18 protein-coding genes are annotated in these 17,790 nt (G+C 68.3%); 16 read left to right on the forward strand and 2 right to left on the reverse strand.

Annotated elements, in window-relative coordinates; all coding sequences use genetic code 11:
- Positions 1-192: 192 nt before the first annotated feature.
- The 3 genes from ABS761_RS09455 to ABS761_RS09465 all read left to right on the forward strand — a co-directional run bounded on the left by ABS761_RS09455 (position 193) and on the right by ABS761_RS09465 (position 2,059).
- Positions 193-765, forward strand: a complete 573-nt coding sequence (locus ABS761_RS09455; protein WP_350408059.1) for a YceI family protein — start codon at positions 193-195, stop codon at positions 763-765.
- A gap of 107 nt (positions 766-872) precedes the next feature.
- Positions 873-1,001, forward strand: a complete 129-nt coding sequence (locus tag ABS761_RS09460; protein ID WP_350408061.1) for a hypothetical protein — start codon at positions 873-875, stop codon at positions 999-1,001.
- Between the two features lie 107 nt (positions 1,002-1,108).
- Positions 1,109-2,059, forward strand: a complete 951-nt coding sequence (locus ABS761_RS09465) for a glycosyltransferase family 2 protein (RefSeq protein ID WP_350408063.1) — start codon at positions 1,109-1,111, stop codon at positions 2,057-2,059.
- Here ABS761_RS09465 and ABS761_RS09470 read toward each other — a convergent pair.
- On the reverse strand, positions 2,031-2,555 hold the full coding sequence (locus tag ABS761_RS09470) for a hypothetical protein (RefSeq protein WP_350408065.1): 525 nt from the start codon (positions 2,553-2,555) through the stop codon (positions 2,031-2,033). The genes ABS761_RS09465 and ABS761_RS09470 overlap by 29 nt on opposite strands.
- Before the next feature lie 182 nt (positions 2,556-2,737).
- Between ABS761_RS09470 and ettA the strand changes: the two genes are divergently transcribed.
- The 13 genes from ettA (at position 2,738) to ABS761_RS09535 (ending at position 16,656) form a co-directional block, all read left to right on the forward strand.
- Positions 2,738-4,411 carry an energy-dependent translational throttle protein EttA gene (gene ettA / locus ABS761_RS09475; protein WP_350408066.1) on the forward strand — a complete coding sequence of 558 codons (1,674 nt, stop codon included), beginning with the start codon at positions 2,738-2,740 and terminating at the stop codon, positions 4,409-4,411.
- A gap of 55 nt (positions 4,412-4,466) precedes the next feature.
- A complete protein-coding gene (locus ABS761_RS09480; protein WP_350408067.1) occupies positions 4,467-5,018 on the forward strand; it encodes an isochorismatase family protein in 552 nt (183 codons plus the stop codon).
- Positions 5,019-5,128: 110 nt separating this feature from the next.
- The gene (locus ABS761_RS09485; protein WP_269497361.1) at positions 5,129-5,356 is read left to right on the forward strand and encodes a YMGG-like glycine zipper-containing protein; all 228 of its coding nucleotides are present in this window, start codon (positions 5,129-5,131) and stop codon (positions 5,354-5,356) included.
- 357 nt (positions 5,357-5,713) lie between these two features.
- The gene (bamE, locus tag ABS761_RS09490; protein WP_350408068.1) at positions 5,714-6,010 is read left to right on the forward strand and encodes an outer membrane protein assembly factor BamE domain-containing protein; all 297 of its coding nucleotides are present in this window, start codon (positions 5,714-5,716) and stop codon (positions 6,008-6,010) included.
- Between the two features lie 300 nt (positions 6,011-6,310).
- Positions 6,311-7,384 carry a BMP family ABC transporter substrate-binding protein gene (locus tag ABS761_RS09495; protein ID WP_350408070.1) on the forward strand — a complete coding sequence of 358 codons (1,074 nt, stop codon included), beginning with the start codon at positions 6,311-6,313 and terminating at the stop codon, positions 7,382-7,384.
- Between the two features lie 32 nt (positions 7,385-7,416).
- Positions 7,417-8,997 carry an ABC transporter ATP-binding protein gene (locus ABS761_RS09500; protein ID WP_350408071.1) on the forward strand — a complete coding sequence of 527 codons (1,581 nt, stop codon included), beginning with the start codon at positions 7,417-7,419 and terminating at the stop codon, positions 8,995-8,997.
- Complete coding sequence (locus ABS761_RS09505; RefSeq protein WP_350408072.1) at positions 8,987-10,081, forward strand: ABC transporter permease; 1,095 nt, start codon at positions 8,987-8,989, stop codon at positions 10,079-10,081. The genes ABS761_RS09500 and ABS761_RS09505 overlap by 11 nt, the downstream gene beginning before the upstream one ends.
- Entirely contained in the window at positions 10,081-11,001 is a 921-nt protein-coding gene (locus ABS761_RS09510) for an ABC transporter permease (protein ID WP_350408073.1), read from the forward strand. The genes ABS761_RS09505 and ABS761_RS09510 overlap by 1 nt, the downstream gene beginning before the upstream one ends.
- Positions 11,002-11,033: 32 nt before the next feature.
- Complete coding sequence (locus tag ABS761_RS09515) at positions 11,034-11,552, forward strand: nucleoside deaminase (RefSeq protein ID WP_350408074.1); 519 nt, start codon at positions 11,034-11,036, stop codon at positions 11,550-11,552.
- Positions 11,553-11,575: 23 nt separating this feature from the next.
- Positions 11,576-12,454: an FAD binding domain-containing protein gene (locus tag ABS761_RS09520; RefSeq protein WP_350408075.1), complete on the forward strand. Its 879-nt coding sequence runs from the start codon at positions 11,576-11,578 to the stop codon at positions 12,452-12,454.
- Positions 12,445-15,240 (forward strand): xanthine dehydrogenase subunit D, encoded by a 2,796-nt coding sequence (gene pucD, locus ABS761_RS09525; protein ID WP_350408076.1) that lies wholly within the window; start codon positions 12,445-12,447, stop codon positions 15,238-15,240. The genes ABS761_RS09520 and pucD overlap by 10 nt, the downstream gene beginning before the upstream one ends.
- A 9-nt stretch (positions 15,241-15,249) precedes the next feature.
- Positions 15,250-16,017, forward strand: coding sequence for a GntR family transcriptional regulator (locus tag ABS761_RS09530; RefSeq protein WP_350408077.1), 768 nt, complete (start codon positions 15,250-15,252; stop codon positions 16,015-16,017).
- Between the two features lie 6 nt (positions 16,018-16,023).
- Positions 16,024-16,656, forward strand: coding sequence for a nucleotidyltransferase family protein (locus ABS761_RS09535; RefSeq protein ID WP_350408078.1), 633 nt, complete (start codon positions 16,024-16,026; stop codon positions 16,654-16,656).
- Between the two features lie 73 nt (positions 16,657-16,729).
- Here ABS761_RS09535 and ABS761_RS09540 read toward each other — a convergent pair whose 3' ends face one another.
- On the reverse strand, positions 16,730-17,785 hold the full coding sequence (locus ABS761_RS09540; protein ID WP_350408079.1) for an XdhC family protein: 1,056 nt from the start codon (positions 17,783-17,785) through the stop codon (positions 16,730-16,732).
- Between the last annotated feature and the right edge of the window lie 5 nt (positions 17,786-17,790).

The raw sequence follows: 17,790 nt of genomic DNA on the forward strand, positions 1-17,790 counted from the left end.
CCCCGGGCGCGCAGTCCGTGGCGCGCGCGAGGCCATGTCGACGACCCCGTGCCCGGCGGCCGGGCCGCTCCTTTGATCGAGGTCAGCATCCGTCCACGCGGTGGCGCGCGCGCGGCCCGCCACAGCCTTATCCTAGAGACATGACGCCGTCCGACCGGACCGCGCCCGTCTTTTCCTTGCCTGGAGCCCGCCATGATCCGCACCCTCGCCGTGACCCTGCTGAGCCTTGCCGGCTTCGCCGGCCTCTCGCCCGCCCTGGCCGCCGACTACGAGGTCGAGCCGCACCACACCTTCGTCACCTTCGAGGTGCTGCACAACGGCACCTCCACCACCCGTGGCCGGTTCGACGCCATCGAGGGCCGGGTATCCTTCGATCCGGCCGCCCGCAGCGGCCAGGCCGACATCCGCATCGACACCGCCTCGGTCGATAGCGGCTCCGATCCCTTCGACGAGCACCTGCGCGGCGCCGATTTCTTGCACATTGCCCAGTTTCCCGAGGCGCGCTTCCAGTCCACCGCCTTCGTCTTCGACGGCGAGCGCCTCGCCGCCGTCCGGGGGCGGCTGACCCTGCTGGGCGCCGCCCATGAGGTCGAGCTGCGCGCCGAGCGCTTCAATTGCTACCAGAACGCGCGCATCGGCCGCGAGGTCTGCGGCGGGGACTTCCAGGCCGAAATCCAGCGCAGCCAATGGGGCATGGGCTTCGGCCTGCCCGGCATTCCGGACGCCGTGCGCCTGGTCGTCCAGATCGAGGCGATCCGGCAGTAACGCCGCCGCCGGGCCTTGCGTCGAGGGCCCGGCGCGTCACGGGTAGCTTTTTTGTTAAAATGGTGTGTTTTGCTTTCCACGCCCGAATACAAATCCAGGAGATCCTCATGGCAGAAATCAAACGCACGCGCCGCAACACCCTCGAGCGCCGTTGCCTTGGCAAGGCCTTCAAGCGCCTTTTCGCGCGCTCGCCCAAGGGCGTCTTCAAGATGCTGGAAAAGGTCAAACGCGCCTGAGCGTTTCGTTTTCATACAAATCAGCATCAGGGAAAACCACGGGTCGCAAGCCCGTGGTTTTTCTTTATGGCTATCATGGGTCCAGTTTCAGAGAGGATTTGTCCGGTATGGTTGGCTGGCGCCATCTGTTTTCCGTTGTCACACCCACATTCAATCGCGCGCACACGCTGGATCGCGTGTATCAGTCCTTGCGCGAGCAGTCCTTCCAGGATTTCGAGTGGGTGGTGGTGGACGACGGTTCGACGGACGATACGCGTGCGCTCGTCCAGGGCTGGCAACAGGAGGCCAGCTTCCCCATCCACTATGTGTGGCAGCCCAACCAGCACAAAAAGACCGCCTTCAACAATGGGGTGCGCCATGCGCGCGGGGAATGGCTGGTGGCATTGGACAGTGACGACGCCCTGGACCCGAACGCGCTCTACGGCATGGCCCGGTCATGGGAGGACGTCCCCCCGGCGCAGCGCGGCCGCTACGTGGCGATCACCGGCCTGTGCGCCCGGCCGGATGGTCGCATCGTGGGCGACATGTACCCCGAGGACATCCTGGATGCGACCTCGCTCGACATGACGTTCCGCTACCACGTGCGCGGCGAGAAATTCGGCTGCCTGCGCACCGACGTGCTGCGCCAGTTCCCGTTTCCCGAGGATATTCCGGGCTTCGTGCCCGAAAGCCTCGTTTGGCGCGCCATCGCCCGCGCGGGGTACCTCACGCGCTTCGTCAACCAGGTGTTCCGCGTCTATCACGACAGCGACGACAGCCTGTCGCGCCAGGGCCGTGGCGCCGAGAGCGCGCGCCACGCGCTCGGCCTGTGGCTGCTGGCCCACGATACGGTCGAGTTCTGTCTGGCCTGGTTCCGCTACCAGCCGGGCTCTTTTTTCCTCGCCGCGGCGCGCTACACGCGCTTTGCCCTGCACATGCGCGACCGCGGCCAGGCCCGGCCCCAGGGCCGGCGCCTGACGCACCCAGCCTCCAGGTTGCTGGTCTGCCTGATGTGGCCGGTGGGCGCCGGCCTCTATCTGCGCGACCGCCTCAGCGCGGCGCGCGCGGCCGCCTGTTGAGCGCCGGGCCGCCCGCGCCGTCGTCCTCGTCGTCCTCCTCGTCCTCCTCGTCCTCGTCCTCATCGTCGCCGTCCTCATCGTCGCCGTCCTCTTCGGGCGGCGCCTCGCGCAGGTCGAAGGGCAGGAGGTCGGGCAGCGAGTCCGTCCAGGCGACTTCCTCGCCCTCGCCGTCCACCTTGATGAAGCGCACGCCCTCCAGGGCGCACAATTGGACCGCCCACAGGAACTCGCATTCCAGGGGTTGGTCGTCCTCGAGCCTCAGGCCGCCCAGGCCGCCCACGAACCGCGCGCCCGGGCCGCCGGCCTGGACCACGCGCCGCTCGGCGGCGTCCTCGCCGGGCGCGAGCGGCACCGCGAACAGCGCCCATTCGAATCCCTCGTCGGCCTCGGCAATGATTTCGGCAATGACCGGCTTGCCCATATAGGCGCTGAGGGCGTCGGCGGTGCGGCCCAGCAGCGTGGCTTCGGCGTCGGTGAATGTCAAGGGTGGCGTCATCGGAGGGGTCTCGTGCAAGGGCCCGGGCGTGCCCGGGCCGGGAGGGGAACCCTGGATTTTAAGGCCTCGGGCGGCGTAGCGTGCCCTTTGGCCCGTCGGCGGGCCGCTCGGCCTACAATCGGGCTTTCCCGCGACCGAACGGTTCGGTCCGCTTTTTGCAAGGTAACCCTCACGATTTCCCTATGGCTCAGTACGTCTATTCCATGAACCGGGTCGGCAAGATCGTGCCGCCCAAGCGCCAGATCCTGCGCGACATCTCGCTATCCTTCTTTCCCGGCGCCAAGATCGGCGTGCTGGGCCTCAACGGCTCGGGCAAGTCCACGCTGCTCAAGATCATGGCCGGCGTCGACAAGGATATCGAGGGCGAGGCCATCCCCATGCCCGGCCTGCGGATCGGCTATTTGCCCCAAGAGCCCCAGCTCGATGCCGAGCACACGGTGCGCCAGGCGGTCGAAGCCGGCCTGGGCGAGGTCTTTTCCGCGCGCCAGCGCCTGGATGAGGTCTATGCCGCCTATGCCGAGCCCGATGCGGACTTCGACGCCCTGGCCGCCGAGCAGGCCGAGCTCGAGGCCGTGATCGCCGCGGCCGCCTCCAGCGGCAGCGACGACATCGAGACCCAGATGGAGATCGCCGCCGACGCCTTGCGCCTGCCGCCCTGGGACGCCAATGTCGGCCGCTTGTCCGGTGGCGAAAAGCGCCGCGTCGCCTTGTGCCGCCTGCTGCTCTCCAAGCCCGACATGCTGTTGCTGGACGAGCCCACCAACCACCTCGACGCCGAGAGCGTCGAATGGCTCGAGGTGTTCCTGCGCCAATTCCCCGGCACCGTGGTGGCCGTCACCCACGACCGCTACTTCCTCGACAATGCCGCCGAATGGATTCTCGAGCTCGACCGCGGTCACGGCATTCCCTGGAAAGGCAACTACAGCTCCTGGTTGGAACAGAAGGATGATCGTCTCAAGCACGAAGAGGCCGCCGAGTCCGCCCGCCAGCGCACGATCAAGAAGGAGCTCGAATGGGTGCGCCAGAATCCCAAGGGACGCCAGGCCAAGGCCAAGGCCCGCCTTGCGCGCTTTGATGAGCTGTCCTCGCATGAATACCAGAAGCGCAACGAGACCCAGGAAATTTTCATTCCCGTGGCCGAGCGCCTGGGCAACGAGGCCATCGAATTCCGCAACGTCTCCAAGGCCTATGGCGAGCGCCTGCTGATCGACGACCTGAGTTTCAAGGTGCCGCCCGGCGCCATCGTCGGGATCATCGGCCCCAACGGCGCCGGCAAATCGACCCTGTTTCGCATGATCGCCGGGCGCGAGCAACCGGATTCGGGCTCGGTCGAAATCGGCCAGACCGTCCGGCTCGCCTATGTCGACCAGTCGCGCGAGTCCCTGCCCGACGAGCGCACGGTATTCGACACGATCTCGGACGGCGCCGACTTGCTGACCGTGGGTCGCTTCGAGATGGCCTCGCGCGCCTACCTCGGCCGCTTCAACTTCAAGGGCGCGGACCAGAACAAGCTCGTCGGCAAGCTCTCCGGCGGCGAGCGCGGGCGCCTGCACCTCGCCAAGACCCTGATCGCCGGCGGCAACGTCCTGCTGCTCGACGAGCCGTCCAACGACCTCGACGTCGAGACCCTGCGCGCGCTCGAGGATGCCTTGCTCGAGTTCGCGGGCTGCGTCATGGTCATCAGCCACGACCGCTGGTTCCTCGACCGCATCGCCACCCACATCCTGGCGTTCGAGGGCGATTCCAAGGTGGTGTTCTTCGATGGCAATTACCAGGAATACGAGGCCGACAAGAAACGTCGCCTGGGCGAAGAGGCCGCCAAGCCCCGGCGCCTGCGCTTCAAGGCGCTGCGTTGATCGCGGCGGCCCGTCGCGGACGACCGCCCGCGACGGGCGCTGAACAGGATACGCCATGAACACCCACGCCACGCTGGAAGCCCACCATTGCATGCTGCTGGTGATCGACATGCAGAACAAGCTCCTGCCCGCCATCCACGACGCCGAGGCATTGCGCGGTCGGGCCGCCCGCATCGCCCAGGCGGCGCGCCTGCTCGAGGTGCCGGTCTGGGCCACCGAACACTGGCCCGACAAGATCGGCCCCACCCACGCCGACCTGGCGCCGCATATCGACCACATCGTCGCCAAAACCCATTTCGACGCCTGCCGCGAGCCCGGCTTCACCGACGAGTTGCCCCGCCACCGTGACCGCGTGTTGCTCATGGGCACCGAAGCACACATCTGCGTGTTACAAACTGGCCTGGGCCTGGCCGCGGCCGGTTTGCGCCCCGCCTTGCTGGCCGATGGCATCGGCTCGCGCCGCGAGTCCGATCGCCTGGCCGCCTGCGAGCGCTGGCGGCACCACGGCCTGGAAATCCTCACCTCTGAAATGGCCTTGTTCGAATGGCTGCGGACGCCGGCCCACCCACGTTTTCGCGACGTCCTGGCCCTCGTCAAGTCATCCTGACGACGGATACAACTGTAGCGTCGGCTCACAGACCCTGGCGGGCATCTGGTTTATAAAAGAAGCATCGTTGTTGAATCGAGCTCGCCACGGGCCTTGAAGGAGAACGCGACATGAACATCAAGACACTCGGGAAGTATGGGGCGGCCGGCCTCATGGTCATCGCCATGGCCGGATGCTCTTCGTGGGACAACATGAGCCATCGCCAGAAATCCGCCGTGACCGGCGCCGGTATCGGCGGGGTGGCGGGTGCCGTCGTCACGGGCGGTGGCGTCCTGGGCACGGTCGGGGGGGCCGCCATCGGCGGCGTGATCGGCGACCAGGTCGGCAAGAACAAGTAATCGCACGGAGCCACGCCGCCTGCCGGCGGGGCTCTGACCGCAACGCGCCCCCGCACGGGGGCGATCGGAAACGCGCCGTTCATGGCGCGTTTTTCGTGGGCGCGGGCAATACGCTTGTCGTGGCGGTGCGACAGTTCCGTTCGAGACCATCGGCTGCGGCCTGGATCCGCGCGTCGATCACTACATCAAGCCGGTCGAGCGCCACTGGCTGCGCCATATCGTGTTCGCCGACCTGCGTCCCTATGCCCACGTCCTGTTGGCGTCGCTGGTGTCGAACCTGATGGCGCTGGCGAGCATCATCTTTTCCATGCAGGTCTATGACCGGGTGTCCGCTTTCCGATGTATCCGGACGTGCAGATGGAACTGCCCGACTATGACGAGCCGTTCCAGCGCGACGGGGTCATGTCGCAGCCGCAGCGCTTCCGGCAGATCGTCCCGGGCCTGCCGGCGGCCGAGGTGGTGCGCCTGATCGGCCGGCCGCTGGAGAGCGGCCCGGCGGACGGCGCCTGGAACTACAACTTCACATTCCGGCTGCCGCGTTCGCAGAACTACATGGTGTGCCAGTACAAGGTGGTGTTCGACGCCGAACAGCGGGTCGAGGAGGCCGCCTGGCGCCGCCACCAGTGCCTGGACATCGTGAACGGGGCGCAATAGGGGGGGCGGGCATTCCCGGCTGCACCGGCGCGGCGCCCGCCGGCGCGTACAGGCTCCAACGGCCGCGAGGGCAATCCCGTGGCCCCACGACCATTATGGTCTCCGTCGAATAGTCAATATTAAGCAGGGGTTTTCCATAGCCCTGTTATGTTGACATAAATTGTGCACAAACCATAAGATCCTTGAACCGCGCCGCGCCCCGAGGGCGGCCGGTGACGAGGGCTCAACCCTCGGCGCAGGCCCGATATCCCCGCACAAAAAAGAATTCGCAGCGCTTTGCGAATCAACCCGGAGACAACGATGACGACAAGTCGCAGGACCGTCCTTCTTTCGCTGGCGGCCATGGCCGCCGCCCCGCGCGTGTACGCGCAAGCCGCCAAGCCGCTGGATGTCGTCTTTCTGTACGACAACCCGATCGGCGACGTGGGTTGGGTGCGGCAGCATGAAAACGGCCGCCTCGCCCTGGAAAAAGCCCTGGGCGGCAAGATCAAGACCCGCTATGTGCAGGTGGCCGCCGGCGCCGACTCCGAGCGCGTCATGCGCACCTTGGCGCAGGGCGGCGCCGACCTGATCTACGGCGTGACCTTTGGCTACATGACGCCCATGTCCAAGGTGGCCAAACAGTTCCCCAAGACCGTCTTCATGAATTGCCAGGGCTTCATGACCGGCAAGAACATGGGGGTGTACGCGGCGCGCACCTACCAGGGCTTCTACATGAACGGCTACCTGGCCGCCAAGATGAGCAAGACCGGCGTCATCGGCTTCATCGCCTCGATGCCCGTCCCGGAAGTCATCCAGGACATCAACGCCATGATGATCGCCATGCGCAGCGTCAATCCCAAGGCGGTGGCCAAGGTCACCTGGCTGAACACCTGGTACGACCCGGGCCGCGAACGCGAGGCCGCCAATGCGCTGCTGTCCGACGGCGCCGACATCCTGATCTCTGAGCTGTCCTCGCCCGTGGCGGTCCAGGTCGCCCAGGAAAAGGGCGTCTACGCGGCGACCTTCCAGAGCGACATGTCCAAGTACGGCAAGTCCCAACTGAGCTGTGCCTTGCTCGACTGGTCCGGGTTCTATATCCGCAACACCCAGGCGGTCCTGGACAAGACCTGGGCCTCGCACAACGACTGGCTGGGCGTCAAGGATGACGCGGTCCGGATGATTGCGCTGCACGATGACATCCCGGCGGATGTCAAGGAGCAGGTGCTCAAGCTCGAGGCCGGCTTTGCGGACGGCTCGCTGCAGCCCTTCACCGGTCCCATCGTCGATCAGGACGGCAAGGAACGCGTCCCCGCGGGCACGACGCTCACCGACGAACAGAAACACAAGATCGATTGGCTGGCCGCCGGCATCCAGGGCCGCCTGCCGTCTTGAGCAACCCCGCTTTCCAGTGAGGGACGGTCCGCATGACAGCAAATCTCGTACCCCCGGTGTCCGGACCGCGGCTTGAAATCCGCGGCCTGACCAAGGCGTATCCAGGCATCGTGGCCAACGACCGGGTGGACCTGACGGTCCAGCCCGGGGAAATCCACGCCGTGCTCGGCGAGAACGGCGCCGGCAAGAGCACGCTCATGAAGAGCATCTACGGCGTGGTGCGGCCCGATGCCGGCGAGATCCGCTGGGAGGGCAAGCCGGTGACGGTCCACAGCCCCGCCCATGCCCGCGAACTGGGCATCGGCATGGTGTTCCAGCACTTCTCGTTGTTCGAGACGCTCACCGTGACCGAGAACGCCGCCCTGGCGCTGCCCGGCAAGCCGGACCTCAAGGACTTGGCGGCGCGGATCGAGGCCGTCTCGCACCGCTACGGGCTGGCGACGGATCCCCGGCGCGCCATCCACACCCTGTCGGTGGGCGAGCGCCAGCGGGTCGAGATCATCCGCTGCCTGCTGCAAAACCCCCGGCTGCTGATCATGGACGAGCCGACCTCGGTGCTGACCCCGCAGGCGGTCGACAAGCTGTTCGACACGCTGCGCCAGTTGTCCGAGGGCGGCTGCAGCATCCTCTACATCAGCCACAAACTGCACGAGATCAAGGCGCTGTGCGATTCGGTGACCGTCCTGCGCGGCGGCCGGGTGATCGGCACCTGCGATCCCCGGCAGGAAACCACGGCGACGATGGCGCGGCTGATGGTGGGCGCCGAGGTCCAGACCTGCGAGGCTTCGGAATCCAGCGTGGTGGGCGGCCCGGTGCTGGTGGTCGAGAACCTGTCCAAGGCGGCCGACGATATCTTCGGCACCGACCTCGAGGAGGTGTCCCTGACGGTCCATGGCGGCGAAATCCTCGGGATCGCCGGGGTCTCGGGCAGCGGGCAGCAGGAATTGCTGGGCCTGCTCTCGGGCGAGGCCCAGGCGCGCGCGGCCGACTCGATCCGCTTGCTGGGCGTGGCCGCGGGGCATCTCGACGCCGCGGTCCGGCGCGGGCTGGGCCTGGGCTTCGTGCCGGAGGAACGCCTGGGGCGCGGCGCGGTGCCCGGCATGTCGCTGCTGGAAAACACGCTGCTGACGGCGTTTGGCCAGGGCATGGTGGCCCACGGCCTCATCGACGAGCCGGTGGTGGGCGCATTCACGCGGCGCTGCATCGACGAGTTCGGCGTCAAGTGCATCGGCCCGCAGGCGCTGGCCGACAGCCTGTCGGGCGGCAATCTGCAGAAATTCATCGTCGGCCGCGAGATCCTGCAAAGTCCCAAGGTCCTGGTGGTCGCCCAGCCCACCTGGGGAGTCGACGTACAGGCCAGCGCCTTTATCCGCCGCGCGCTGATCGCGCTGCGGGATCGGGGGGTGGGCATTCTGGTCGTCTCCGACGACCTGGACGAATTGTTCGAGATCAGCGACCGCATCGCGGTGATCGCCGCCGGGCGGCTGTCGCCGGCCAAGCGGCGGCGGGATACGGACACCGAGGAAGTGGGGCTCTGGATGAGCGGATTATGGCCCGGTGCCGGCGGGGACGCCGAGCGGGACGCAGAGGGCGAGGTGCGCCATGTGGCTTAAATTGGAACGCAGGGCCCAGCCGTCGAGGGTGATGCGCTATGGCTCGCCGCTCATCACGCTGCTGCTGACCGCGGTGATCGGCACGGGCCTGTTCATCTTTCTGGGGCGCGATCCGCTGGAGGCGTTCCACGCCTTGTTCGTGATCCCGGTCAGCAGCCTGTTCGGCATCGGGGAATTGCTGATCAAGGCCTCGCCGCTGATGCTGATCGCCATCGGCCTGACGATCGGCTTTCGCGCCAACGTCTGGAACATCGGCGGCGAGGGCCAGCTCGTCATGGGGGCCATCGCGGGCGGCGGCCTGGCCATTTATTTCCATGACAGCGAGAGCCTGCTCCTGCTGCCGGCGATGGTGCTGGCCGGGGCGCTGGGCGGCGCGCTGTGGGCCGCGATCCCGGCGTTTCTGCGCACGCGCTTCAACGCCAACGAGATCCTCACCACCTTGATGCTGAATTACATCGCGCTGCTGTTCCTGGGCTATCTGGTCTATGGCCCCTGGCGCGATCCGGCCGCCTTCAACCTGCCGCAATCCCGCGTGTTCGAGTCCGCGGCGCTGTATCCCATCCTGATCGAGGGGACGCGGCTGAACGCCAGCCTCTTTGTCGCGCTGGCCGCCGTCGCCGCGGGCTGGTTCTTCATGCGCCGCTGCTTCCTTGGCTATCAGATGCGGGTTGCCGGCCTGTCGGATCCCGCCGCCCGTTACTCGGGCATCAAGTCCAAGCGCATCGTCTGGGTCAGCATGCTGATCGGTGGGGTGGCCTCGGGCGTGGCCGGCATCGGCGAGGTGGCCGGCCCGGTCGGCCAGTTGCTGCCGGTCATCTCGCCGGGCTATGGCTTTGCCGCCATCATCGTCGCCTTTGTCGGGCGCCTGCATCCGGTGGGAATCGTGCTCGCCAGCCTGCTGATGGCCCTGCTGTACCTCGGCGGCGAGGCCGCGCAAATGAGCCTGAACCTGCCCGCGGCCATCACCGGCCTGTTCCAGGGCATGCTGCTGTTCATCCTGCTGGGCACCGAAGTCTTCATCACTTATCGGCTGCGCTTCACGGGCTTGCCCGCGCGCCGTATCGTCCAAGGAGCGACCGCCTGATGGAACTGCTGCTTCCGATCCTGATCGCCACGATTCCGGCGGGCACCGCGGTCCTGTTCGCCGCCCTGGGCGAGCTCGTGGCCGAAAAATCCGGGGTCCTGAACCTCGGCGTGGAAGGCATGATGCTGGTGGGGGCGATCGCCGCCTTCGCCGTCGCCTCCACCACCGGCAACCTGTGGCTGGGCGTCAACGCCGGCATCCTGGCCGGCATGGTGATGTCGCTGTTGTTCGCGTTCCTGACCCTGACGCTGATGGCCAACCAGATCGCCTGCGGGCTGGCGCTGACGATATTCGGCGTGGGCCTGAGCGCCTATGTCGGCCAGTCCTACCTGAACATCGTGCTGCCGATCCAGCCCGAACTCGAGATCCCGCTGCTCTCGGACCTGCCGGTCGTGGGCCGGGTGCTGTTCGCGCACCAGCCGCTGGTCTATGTGTCCTGGGGCGTGTTCGCCGCCGTCTGGTGGTTTCTGTACCGCAGCCGCGCCGGCCTGACCCTGCGCGCGGTCGGCGAGTCGCCGTCCTCGGCCCATGCGCTGGGCTATTCCGTGATCGGCATCCGCTATCTCGCGATCCTGTTCGGCGGCGCCATGGCCGGCCTGGGCGGCGCGTTCCTGGCGACGATGTACACGCCCATGTGGGTCGAGGGCATGACGGCCGGGCGCGGGTGGATCGCCCTGGCGCTCGTCGTGTTCGGCACCTGGCGGCCCGGGCGGGTCATGCTGGGCGCGTATTTGTTCGGCGGCATCACGGTCGCGCAGCTCTTTGCCCAGAGCCGCGGGGTGGCGGTGTCCTCGCACCTGCTGTCCATGCTGCCGTACGTCGCCACGGTCGTGGTGCTGGTGGCGATATCCAGCAACCCCGTCCGGATCCGATTGCACACCCCGGCGTCCCTCGGGCGCCTGTTTGAACCCACGTCGTAGGGCGCGTCCCGCGTCCAAACCGGAAGATCGCCATGAATCATGACATTGCCCAACTCCCGTCCGAAAGGACCTCGCCCACGCGCGAGCAGGTCGTGCGTCATCTGCTGCGCAGCAACGAGGTCGCCAAGCGCGCGATCGGCCTGGGGAATCACCCCTTCGGCGCCATCCTGGTGGCGCCGGACCACGAGACCGTGCTGATCGAGCAATGCAATATCGACACCGTCAATCACGCCGAGGCGGAGCTCGCGCGCATCGCGGCGCGCAATTTCCGGCCGGAATACCTGTGGCACTGCACCTTGTACACCTCGGTCGAGCCGTGCTGCATGTGCGCGGGCACGGCCTATTGGGCCAACATCGGGCGTGTCGTCTTCGGCTTGACCGAGGCCGAGTTGCTCGAGGCCACCGGGAACCACGCCGAGAACCCGACGATGAGCGTGTCCTCGCGCTATGTGTTCGACCACTGCCAGAAGGCGGTCGAGCTGATCGGCCCGGTCCCCGAGGTGATTCCCGAGGTGGGCGCCTTGCAGCGGGAATTCTGGCGCGACCGCTGAACCTTGGATATTTGGATCGACGCATGAAATTCTTTCGTCCGGCCAGCCTGCCAGAGGCCTTGAACATCAAGTCCGAGTTTCCGGATTGCGTCCCGATCGCCGGCGGGACGGACCTGATGGTGATGATCAATTTCGACCGGCGCCGCCCGCCCGCCCTGCTGGACCTGTCGGGCGTGCCCGAGCTGCGAACCATCGTCGAGCGGCCGGACGGCGTCCTGCGCATCGGCGCCGGGGTGAGCTGCAAGCGCCTGCACGGGGACTATGCCGATGCCCTGCCCAGCCTCGCCATGGCGGCGGGCACGGTGGGCTCGCCGCAGATCCGCAATCGCGCGACGGTCGGCGGCAATATCGCCACCTCATCCCCCGCCGGGGACACCCTGCCGCCGCTGATCGCCGCCGGCGCGGTGGTGGAGCTCGCCTCGGTCGGAGGCTCGCGGCGCCTGCCGCTCGAGGAATTCCTCATCGGCCCCAAGCGCAACGCCTTGCGGCCCGACGAACTGATCGAGGCCGTCCACGTGCGCCGCCAGGCCGGCCCGCAGCTTTTTTCCAAGGTCGGCACGCGCAACGCCATGGTGATTTCGATTTCCAGCCTCGCCCTGGATCTGCGGCCCGCGCAGCGGGCCATCCGCTGCGCCATCGGGTCGGCGGCGCCCAAGGTCCTGCTCGTGGAGGGCATGGAGGCCCTGGGCGCGGCGCTCCCCTGGCCGACGGACGGCGGGCCCCCGGGGGCGCTGGACGACGCGCTGGTGGAGGCGTTCAGCGGCCTGGTGAGCAGGGCCTGTTCGCCCATCGACGATATGCGCGGATCGGCGCGCTACCGGCGGCGCTCGCTCGAGGCCCTGGCGCGGCGCAATCTGACGTGGGCGTGGCGGGCATTGGAAAGGAGATCGACATGCGTCTGACTTGTACCGTCAACGGCAAAGTCCATTGCGCGGAGGACGTCTGGGAAGGCGAATCGCTGCTGTACGTCCTGCGGGAACGGTTCGGGCTCTACGGTTCCAAAAACGCGTGCGAGCAGGGCGAATGCGGCTCCTGCACCGTCTTGATCGACGGCGACCCCGTGTGCGCCTGCCTGATGGCGGCCGGCCAGGCCGAGGGCCTGGACATCACGACGGTCGAGGGCATCGCCGACGACGGCGGATTGGCCGCCGTCCAAGAGGCCCTGACCGAGAGCGGCGGGGTGCAGTGCGGGTTCTGCACGCCCGGCATCGTGGTCGCCGCGCACGAGCTGCTGTCGCGCAATCCGACGCCCAGCCGCCTGGACATCCGCGAGGCCCTGGCCGGCAATCTGTGCCGCTGCACCGGCTACGAGCAGATCATCGACGCGGTCGAACTTGCGGCGGGACGGCGGGGGGGCTTTGACGCCCTGCCGGTCAGCCGCGGGCGGATCGGCGATTCGCCGGTGCGCCCCGATGCCGCGCCCAAGGTCGCCGGCGGCTACGAGTACGCCTCGGACCTGTGCGAGCCGGATATGCTGTGGGGGGCGACGCTGCGCAGCCCGCATCCCCACGCCCGGATCGTGGCGCTCGACGTCGACGCCGCGCGGGCGCTGCCGGGGGTGCATGCGGTGCTGACGGCGGCGGACGTGCCCGGCTTGAACCGGCATGGCATCGAGCGGCCGGACCAGCCCGTCCTCGCCGAGGACATCGTGCGCTGCGAGGGCGAGCCGGTCGCCATCGTGGCCGCCACGCATCCCGAGATCGCCCGGCGGGCGCTCGAGGCCATCCGCGTCGAATACGAGGTCTTGGCGCCGCTCGTCGATTCCTGGGTGGCGGCGTTCGACGCCGCAGCCCCCAGGATTCATCCCGAGGGGAACATCGTCCGCCACATTCCCGTGCGGCGCGGCGACATGGCGGCCGCGCGCGCCGCGTCCGACGTGGTGGTGGCCGGCGAATACGAGGTCGGCATGCAGGATCAGGCCTTTCTCGGGCCCGAGGCCGGCCTGGCGCGTCCGCTGTCGGGCGGCGGGGTCGAGCTGCGGGTCGCCTCGCAGTGGATCCATCTGGACCGGATGCAGATCGCGCGCGCGCTGGATCTGCCGATGGAGCAGGTGCGCGTCGAACTGTCCGGAATCGGCGGCGCGTTCGGCGGCCGCGAGGACCTGACCGTCCACGTGCACGCGTGCATGCTGGCCTTGCGCACCGGGCGGCCGGTCAAGATGATGTACAACCGCGAGGAATCCTTCCACGGCCACGTCCACCGGCATCCGGTGCGCATGCGCTACGAGCACGGCGCCAGCCGCGATGGCGTCCTGCAGTACGTCGAGGCGACTATCGTCTTTGACGGGGGGCCGTACGCCTCGTGTTCGCCCGAGGTCATTTTCAATGCCGCCGTGTATGGGGCCGGCCCCTACGTGACGCGGGCGACGCACAATGAGTGCCTTGCGGTGTTCACCAACAACCCCATCTGCGGGGCCATGCGGGGCTTTGGCGCGGTACAGGTCGCCGTTGCCTACGAGGCGCAGATGGACAAGCTGGCCAAGGCCCTCGGGATGCATCCGATCGAGTTCCGGCAGAAAAACGCGCTGTCCCAGGGCGACGCCATGCCGACGACCGGCCAGCGGGTCGAGGCGCCGGCGCCGGTGGCCGAGATGCTGGCGCTGGTGCGCGACCTGCCTCTGCCGCCGTCCCTGGACGGCGATCAGCGCAATATGCCCGGCGGGCTCGCCAGCACCTCGCGCGGCGAGGGCGTGCGACGCGGCATCGGCTATGCGATCGGATTCAAGAATGTCGCGTTCGGCGAGGGCGCGGACGATCATTCGACCGCGGGCCTGCGGCTCGAACGGCTGGACGGGCGGCCCGTCGCGACCGTGGGGACCGCGGCGGCCGAAGTCGGGCAGGGCATTCTCACGATCCTCGGGCAGATCGTCCGGGAGGAACTCGGCGACATCGAGGTGCGTTTCGAAAAGAGCGACACCTCGTTGGGGGACCCGGGCGCCACGTCCGCCTCGCGCCAGACCTACATGAGCGGCGGAGCCGTTAAAATGGCGTGCGAGCGGATCCGCCGATGCTTGTTGCAACGCGCGGCCGACCGCCTGGAATCCGACGGCTCGGACCTCGTGTTCGACCGCGGCCGGATCACCTCCACCACCACCGACCTGCCAATGACGGAACTACTCGATACGCCGATCGCGGAAACAGCCAGGCATCACCACCGGCCGACCGAGCCCCTGAACCCCGACAACGGGCAGGGCGCCGTCACCCTGCAATTCGCGTTTTGCGCGCACCGCGCGGTGGTCGACGTGGACACCGATCTGGGCATCATCAAGGTGGTGGCGCTGGACGCCGTGCAGGATGTCGGCCGGGCGATCAATCCCACGACGGTCAAGGGGCAGATCCAGGGCGGCGCGCTGCAGGGGATGGGGCTGGCAGTCATGGAAGAGCTCCTGGTGCATGAGGGGAAACTGAAGAACCCATCGTTCACGGACTACCTCATTCCCACCATCGTGGATGCGCCGTCGATGCAGGTGCGCATCATCGAGCACCCGGACCAGGACGCCCCCTACGGCGTCCGGGGCGTGGGCGAGCCGCCCACCATCTCCAGCGTCGCGGCCGTCGTGGCGGCGGTGCGGGACGCGACCGGGCTCGAGCTGGCGCGCGTGCCGGTGCGCGCGGACGACATTGTTTTCGCGGGTGGAGTCGGCTCCCCGACCGAGGGGATGGCTGCTGAGGCCCAGGCCGTGGGATAGCCCGAGCGCATGAAACAGGACCCCGCCGGCAGGCGCAATCCCTTGCTTGAAGACGCCCTGAGCGATTTCCACTCCCGCCATGCCGGGGGCGGATCGCCCGCCGGCGAGGACAGCGGCGAGGACCGCGTCTACCGGGTGCTGTTCGACAGCATCCTCGAGCACCGCCTGACCCCGGGCATGAAGCTCAAGGAGGTCCCCCTGGCCGAGGCGTTCGGCGTGACGCGGGGCGTGATCCGCAAGGCGCTCACCCGCCTGGCGGCGCTCAAGCTCGTGAGCCTGCGCGCAAATCACGGGGCGGCCGTGGCCAACCCCTCGCGCAAAGAGGCGAACCAGATCTTCGAGGCGCGCCGCCTCGTGGAAATCGCCTTGATCGAACGCCTGGCCGGCACCCTGTCGGCCCGCCGGATCGAGGAATTGCACGCGTTCGTGAGGGCCGAGCAGGACAGCTACGACAGCGGCGACATGCGATCGGGCATCTGGCTGTCGATGGGCTTTCACATCAAGCTGGGCGAGTGCGCCGACAATCGGGTGCTGTCCGATTTTCTCGAGCGGCTGGTGGTCCAGACGCCGCTGATTTTTCTGGCCGACGGGCACGGGCATCCGGGCCGCTCGTGCTCGGCGCGCGAGCACACCGAGATCATCGACGCCATCGCCTCGGGCGATCCGAAGCGGGCGGCGGCCTGCATGGACGCGCACTTGCGCCACGTCGAACAAAGCGCGCAGCCGCGGCGCGCCGAGCAAAAGTCCGAGCTGTCGCTGCTGCTGGGGCTCGATTAGGGCCTGTTGACACTACTCAAGGAGATCGCGTTGGGTCTGGGGGCGGGAGAGGGCGCCGTGGGCGCGACGATTGTCGGCGTGCTGCTGGCGGCGGGCCGGGGGTCGCGTTTTGATCCCTCCGGCCGCCGCAACAAGCTATTGCAACCCCTGGCCGATGGCCGGCTGGTGGCGGCGGCCGCCGCCCGGACGCTGGTGGCCGCGACCGGCACGGCCATCGCTGTCGTCCCGCCGGGCGGCGGCGAGCTGGTCGAGGTCCTGCGCGACGTCGGCTGTCGCACGGTCGTGTGCGCCGATGCGGATCAGGGCATGGGGGTGTCGCTGGTCTGCGGCCTGCGGGCGGCGGCGCCGGCGGACGGGTTCCTGATCGCCCTGGCCGACATGCCCTATGTGAGGCCCGAGACCCTGGCCGCCCTGGTCGGCGCCGTGGCCGCGGGCGCCGCCATCGCCGTTCCGGTCCATGGGGGCCGGCGCGGCAACCCCGTGGCCTTTGGCGCCGCGCACTTGCCGCGCCTGCTGCGGCTGGGCGGCGACGAGGGCGCCCGCAAGCTGCTCAAGGCCCATCCGGTGTGCGAGATCGAGGTGCCGGACCCCGGGATCTTCCGCGATGTCGACCATCCGGGGGATTTGGCGGCGGGCTGAGCAGGCGCGGCGCATTCGCCGACGCGCGGGCGCACGCCCCGATGCCGCCGCCGGCGGCCTGGGGATGCCGGGCTCAGGCCCGGGGCAGCTCGCAGGAGGACGCGCTCAGGCCCGCCAGGGCATAGCCGCCATCCTTGGCGGTGCGCACATCCAGCGCCTTGGTGATCGGGATGCCGTTCTTGACGGCGATGATCTCGGCCATGATGCTGACCGCGATCTCGGGCGGCGTCTTGCTGCCGATGAAGATGCCGACCGGGCCGCGCAGGCGGTCCATGGATTCCTCGGTCTGGTCGAAGTATTCGATCAACCGGCGGCGGCGGGCGTCCTGGTTGCGGCGTGAGCCGATGGCGCCGACATAAAAGGCGTCCGAGCCCAGGGCCTCGATCAGCGCCAGGTCGTCGAGCTTGGGGTCGTGGCTGAGGGCCACGATGCAGGTCCGGCGGTCGGGCCGGCAGGCGATGACCGCATCGTCGGGCATGTCCGAGACGAGTCGCGCGCCGGGGACGGACCAACTGCGCGTGTACTCGATGCGTGGATCGCAGACCGTCACGGTGAAGCCCGAGAACAGCGCCATGGTGGCCAGGTATTCGGCCAGTTGGCCGGCCCCGATCAGCAGCATGCGGTAGCTCGGGCCGAAGGTGGCCGAGAGCGTTTCGCCGTCCATGGCGAGATCGGCGGGGGCGCCGGCGGCCGTGAGCGTCGCCCGGCCGTCCGCAAGGCGCAGCGTGCGGTGCATCAGGTGCCCGGCCTCGAGGTGCCCGAGCAGTTCCCGCAGGGCCTGCGGGTCGGGGTTGTATTCGATGACCAGTTCCAGGGTGCCGCCGCAGGGCAGGCCGAAGCGGTGCGCCTCGTCCGCGGTGACGCCGTATTTCAACAGTTGCGTGCCGCCCCGGGTATGCCAGCCCGTCCCCTCGGAGCCGTCCGGCCGGTGCCGGGCGATCAGATCATCCTCGATGCAGCCGCCCGACACCGAGCCCGTCACGGTGCCGTCCTGGCACAGCGCCATGATGGAGCCGATGGGACGGGGGGACGATCCCCAGGTGCGCACCACGGTGACGAGCACGGCCGCCAGGCCCCGGGCGCGCCAGTCGGCCAGCGCCTTGAGTACGATGAAGTCGATGTTTTCCATGATCG

It is taken from the genome of Castellaniella sp. GW247-6E4 (assembly GCF_040276065.1).
Lineage (GTDB): Bacteria > Pseudomonadota > Gammaproteobacteria > Burkholderiales > Burkholderiaceae_B > Castellaniella.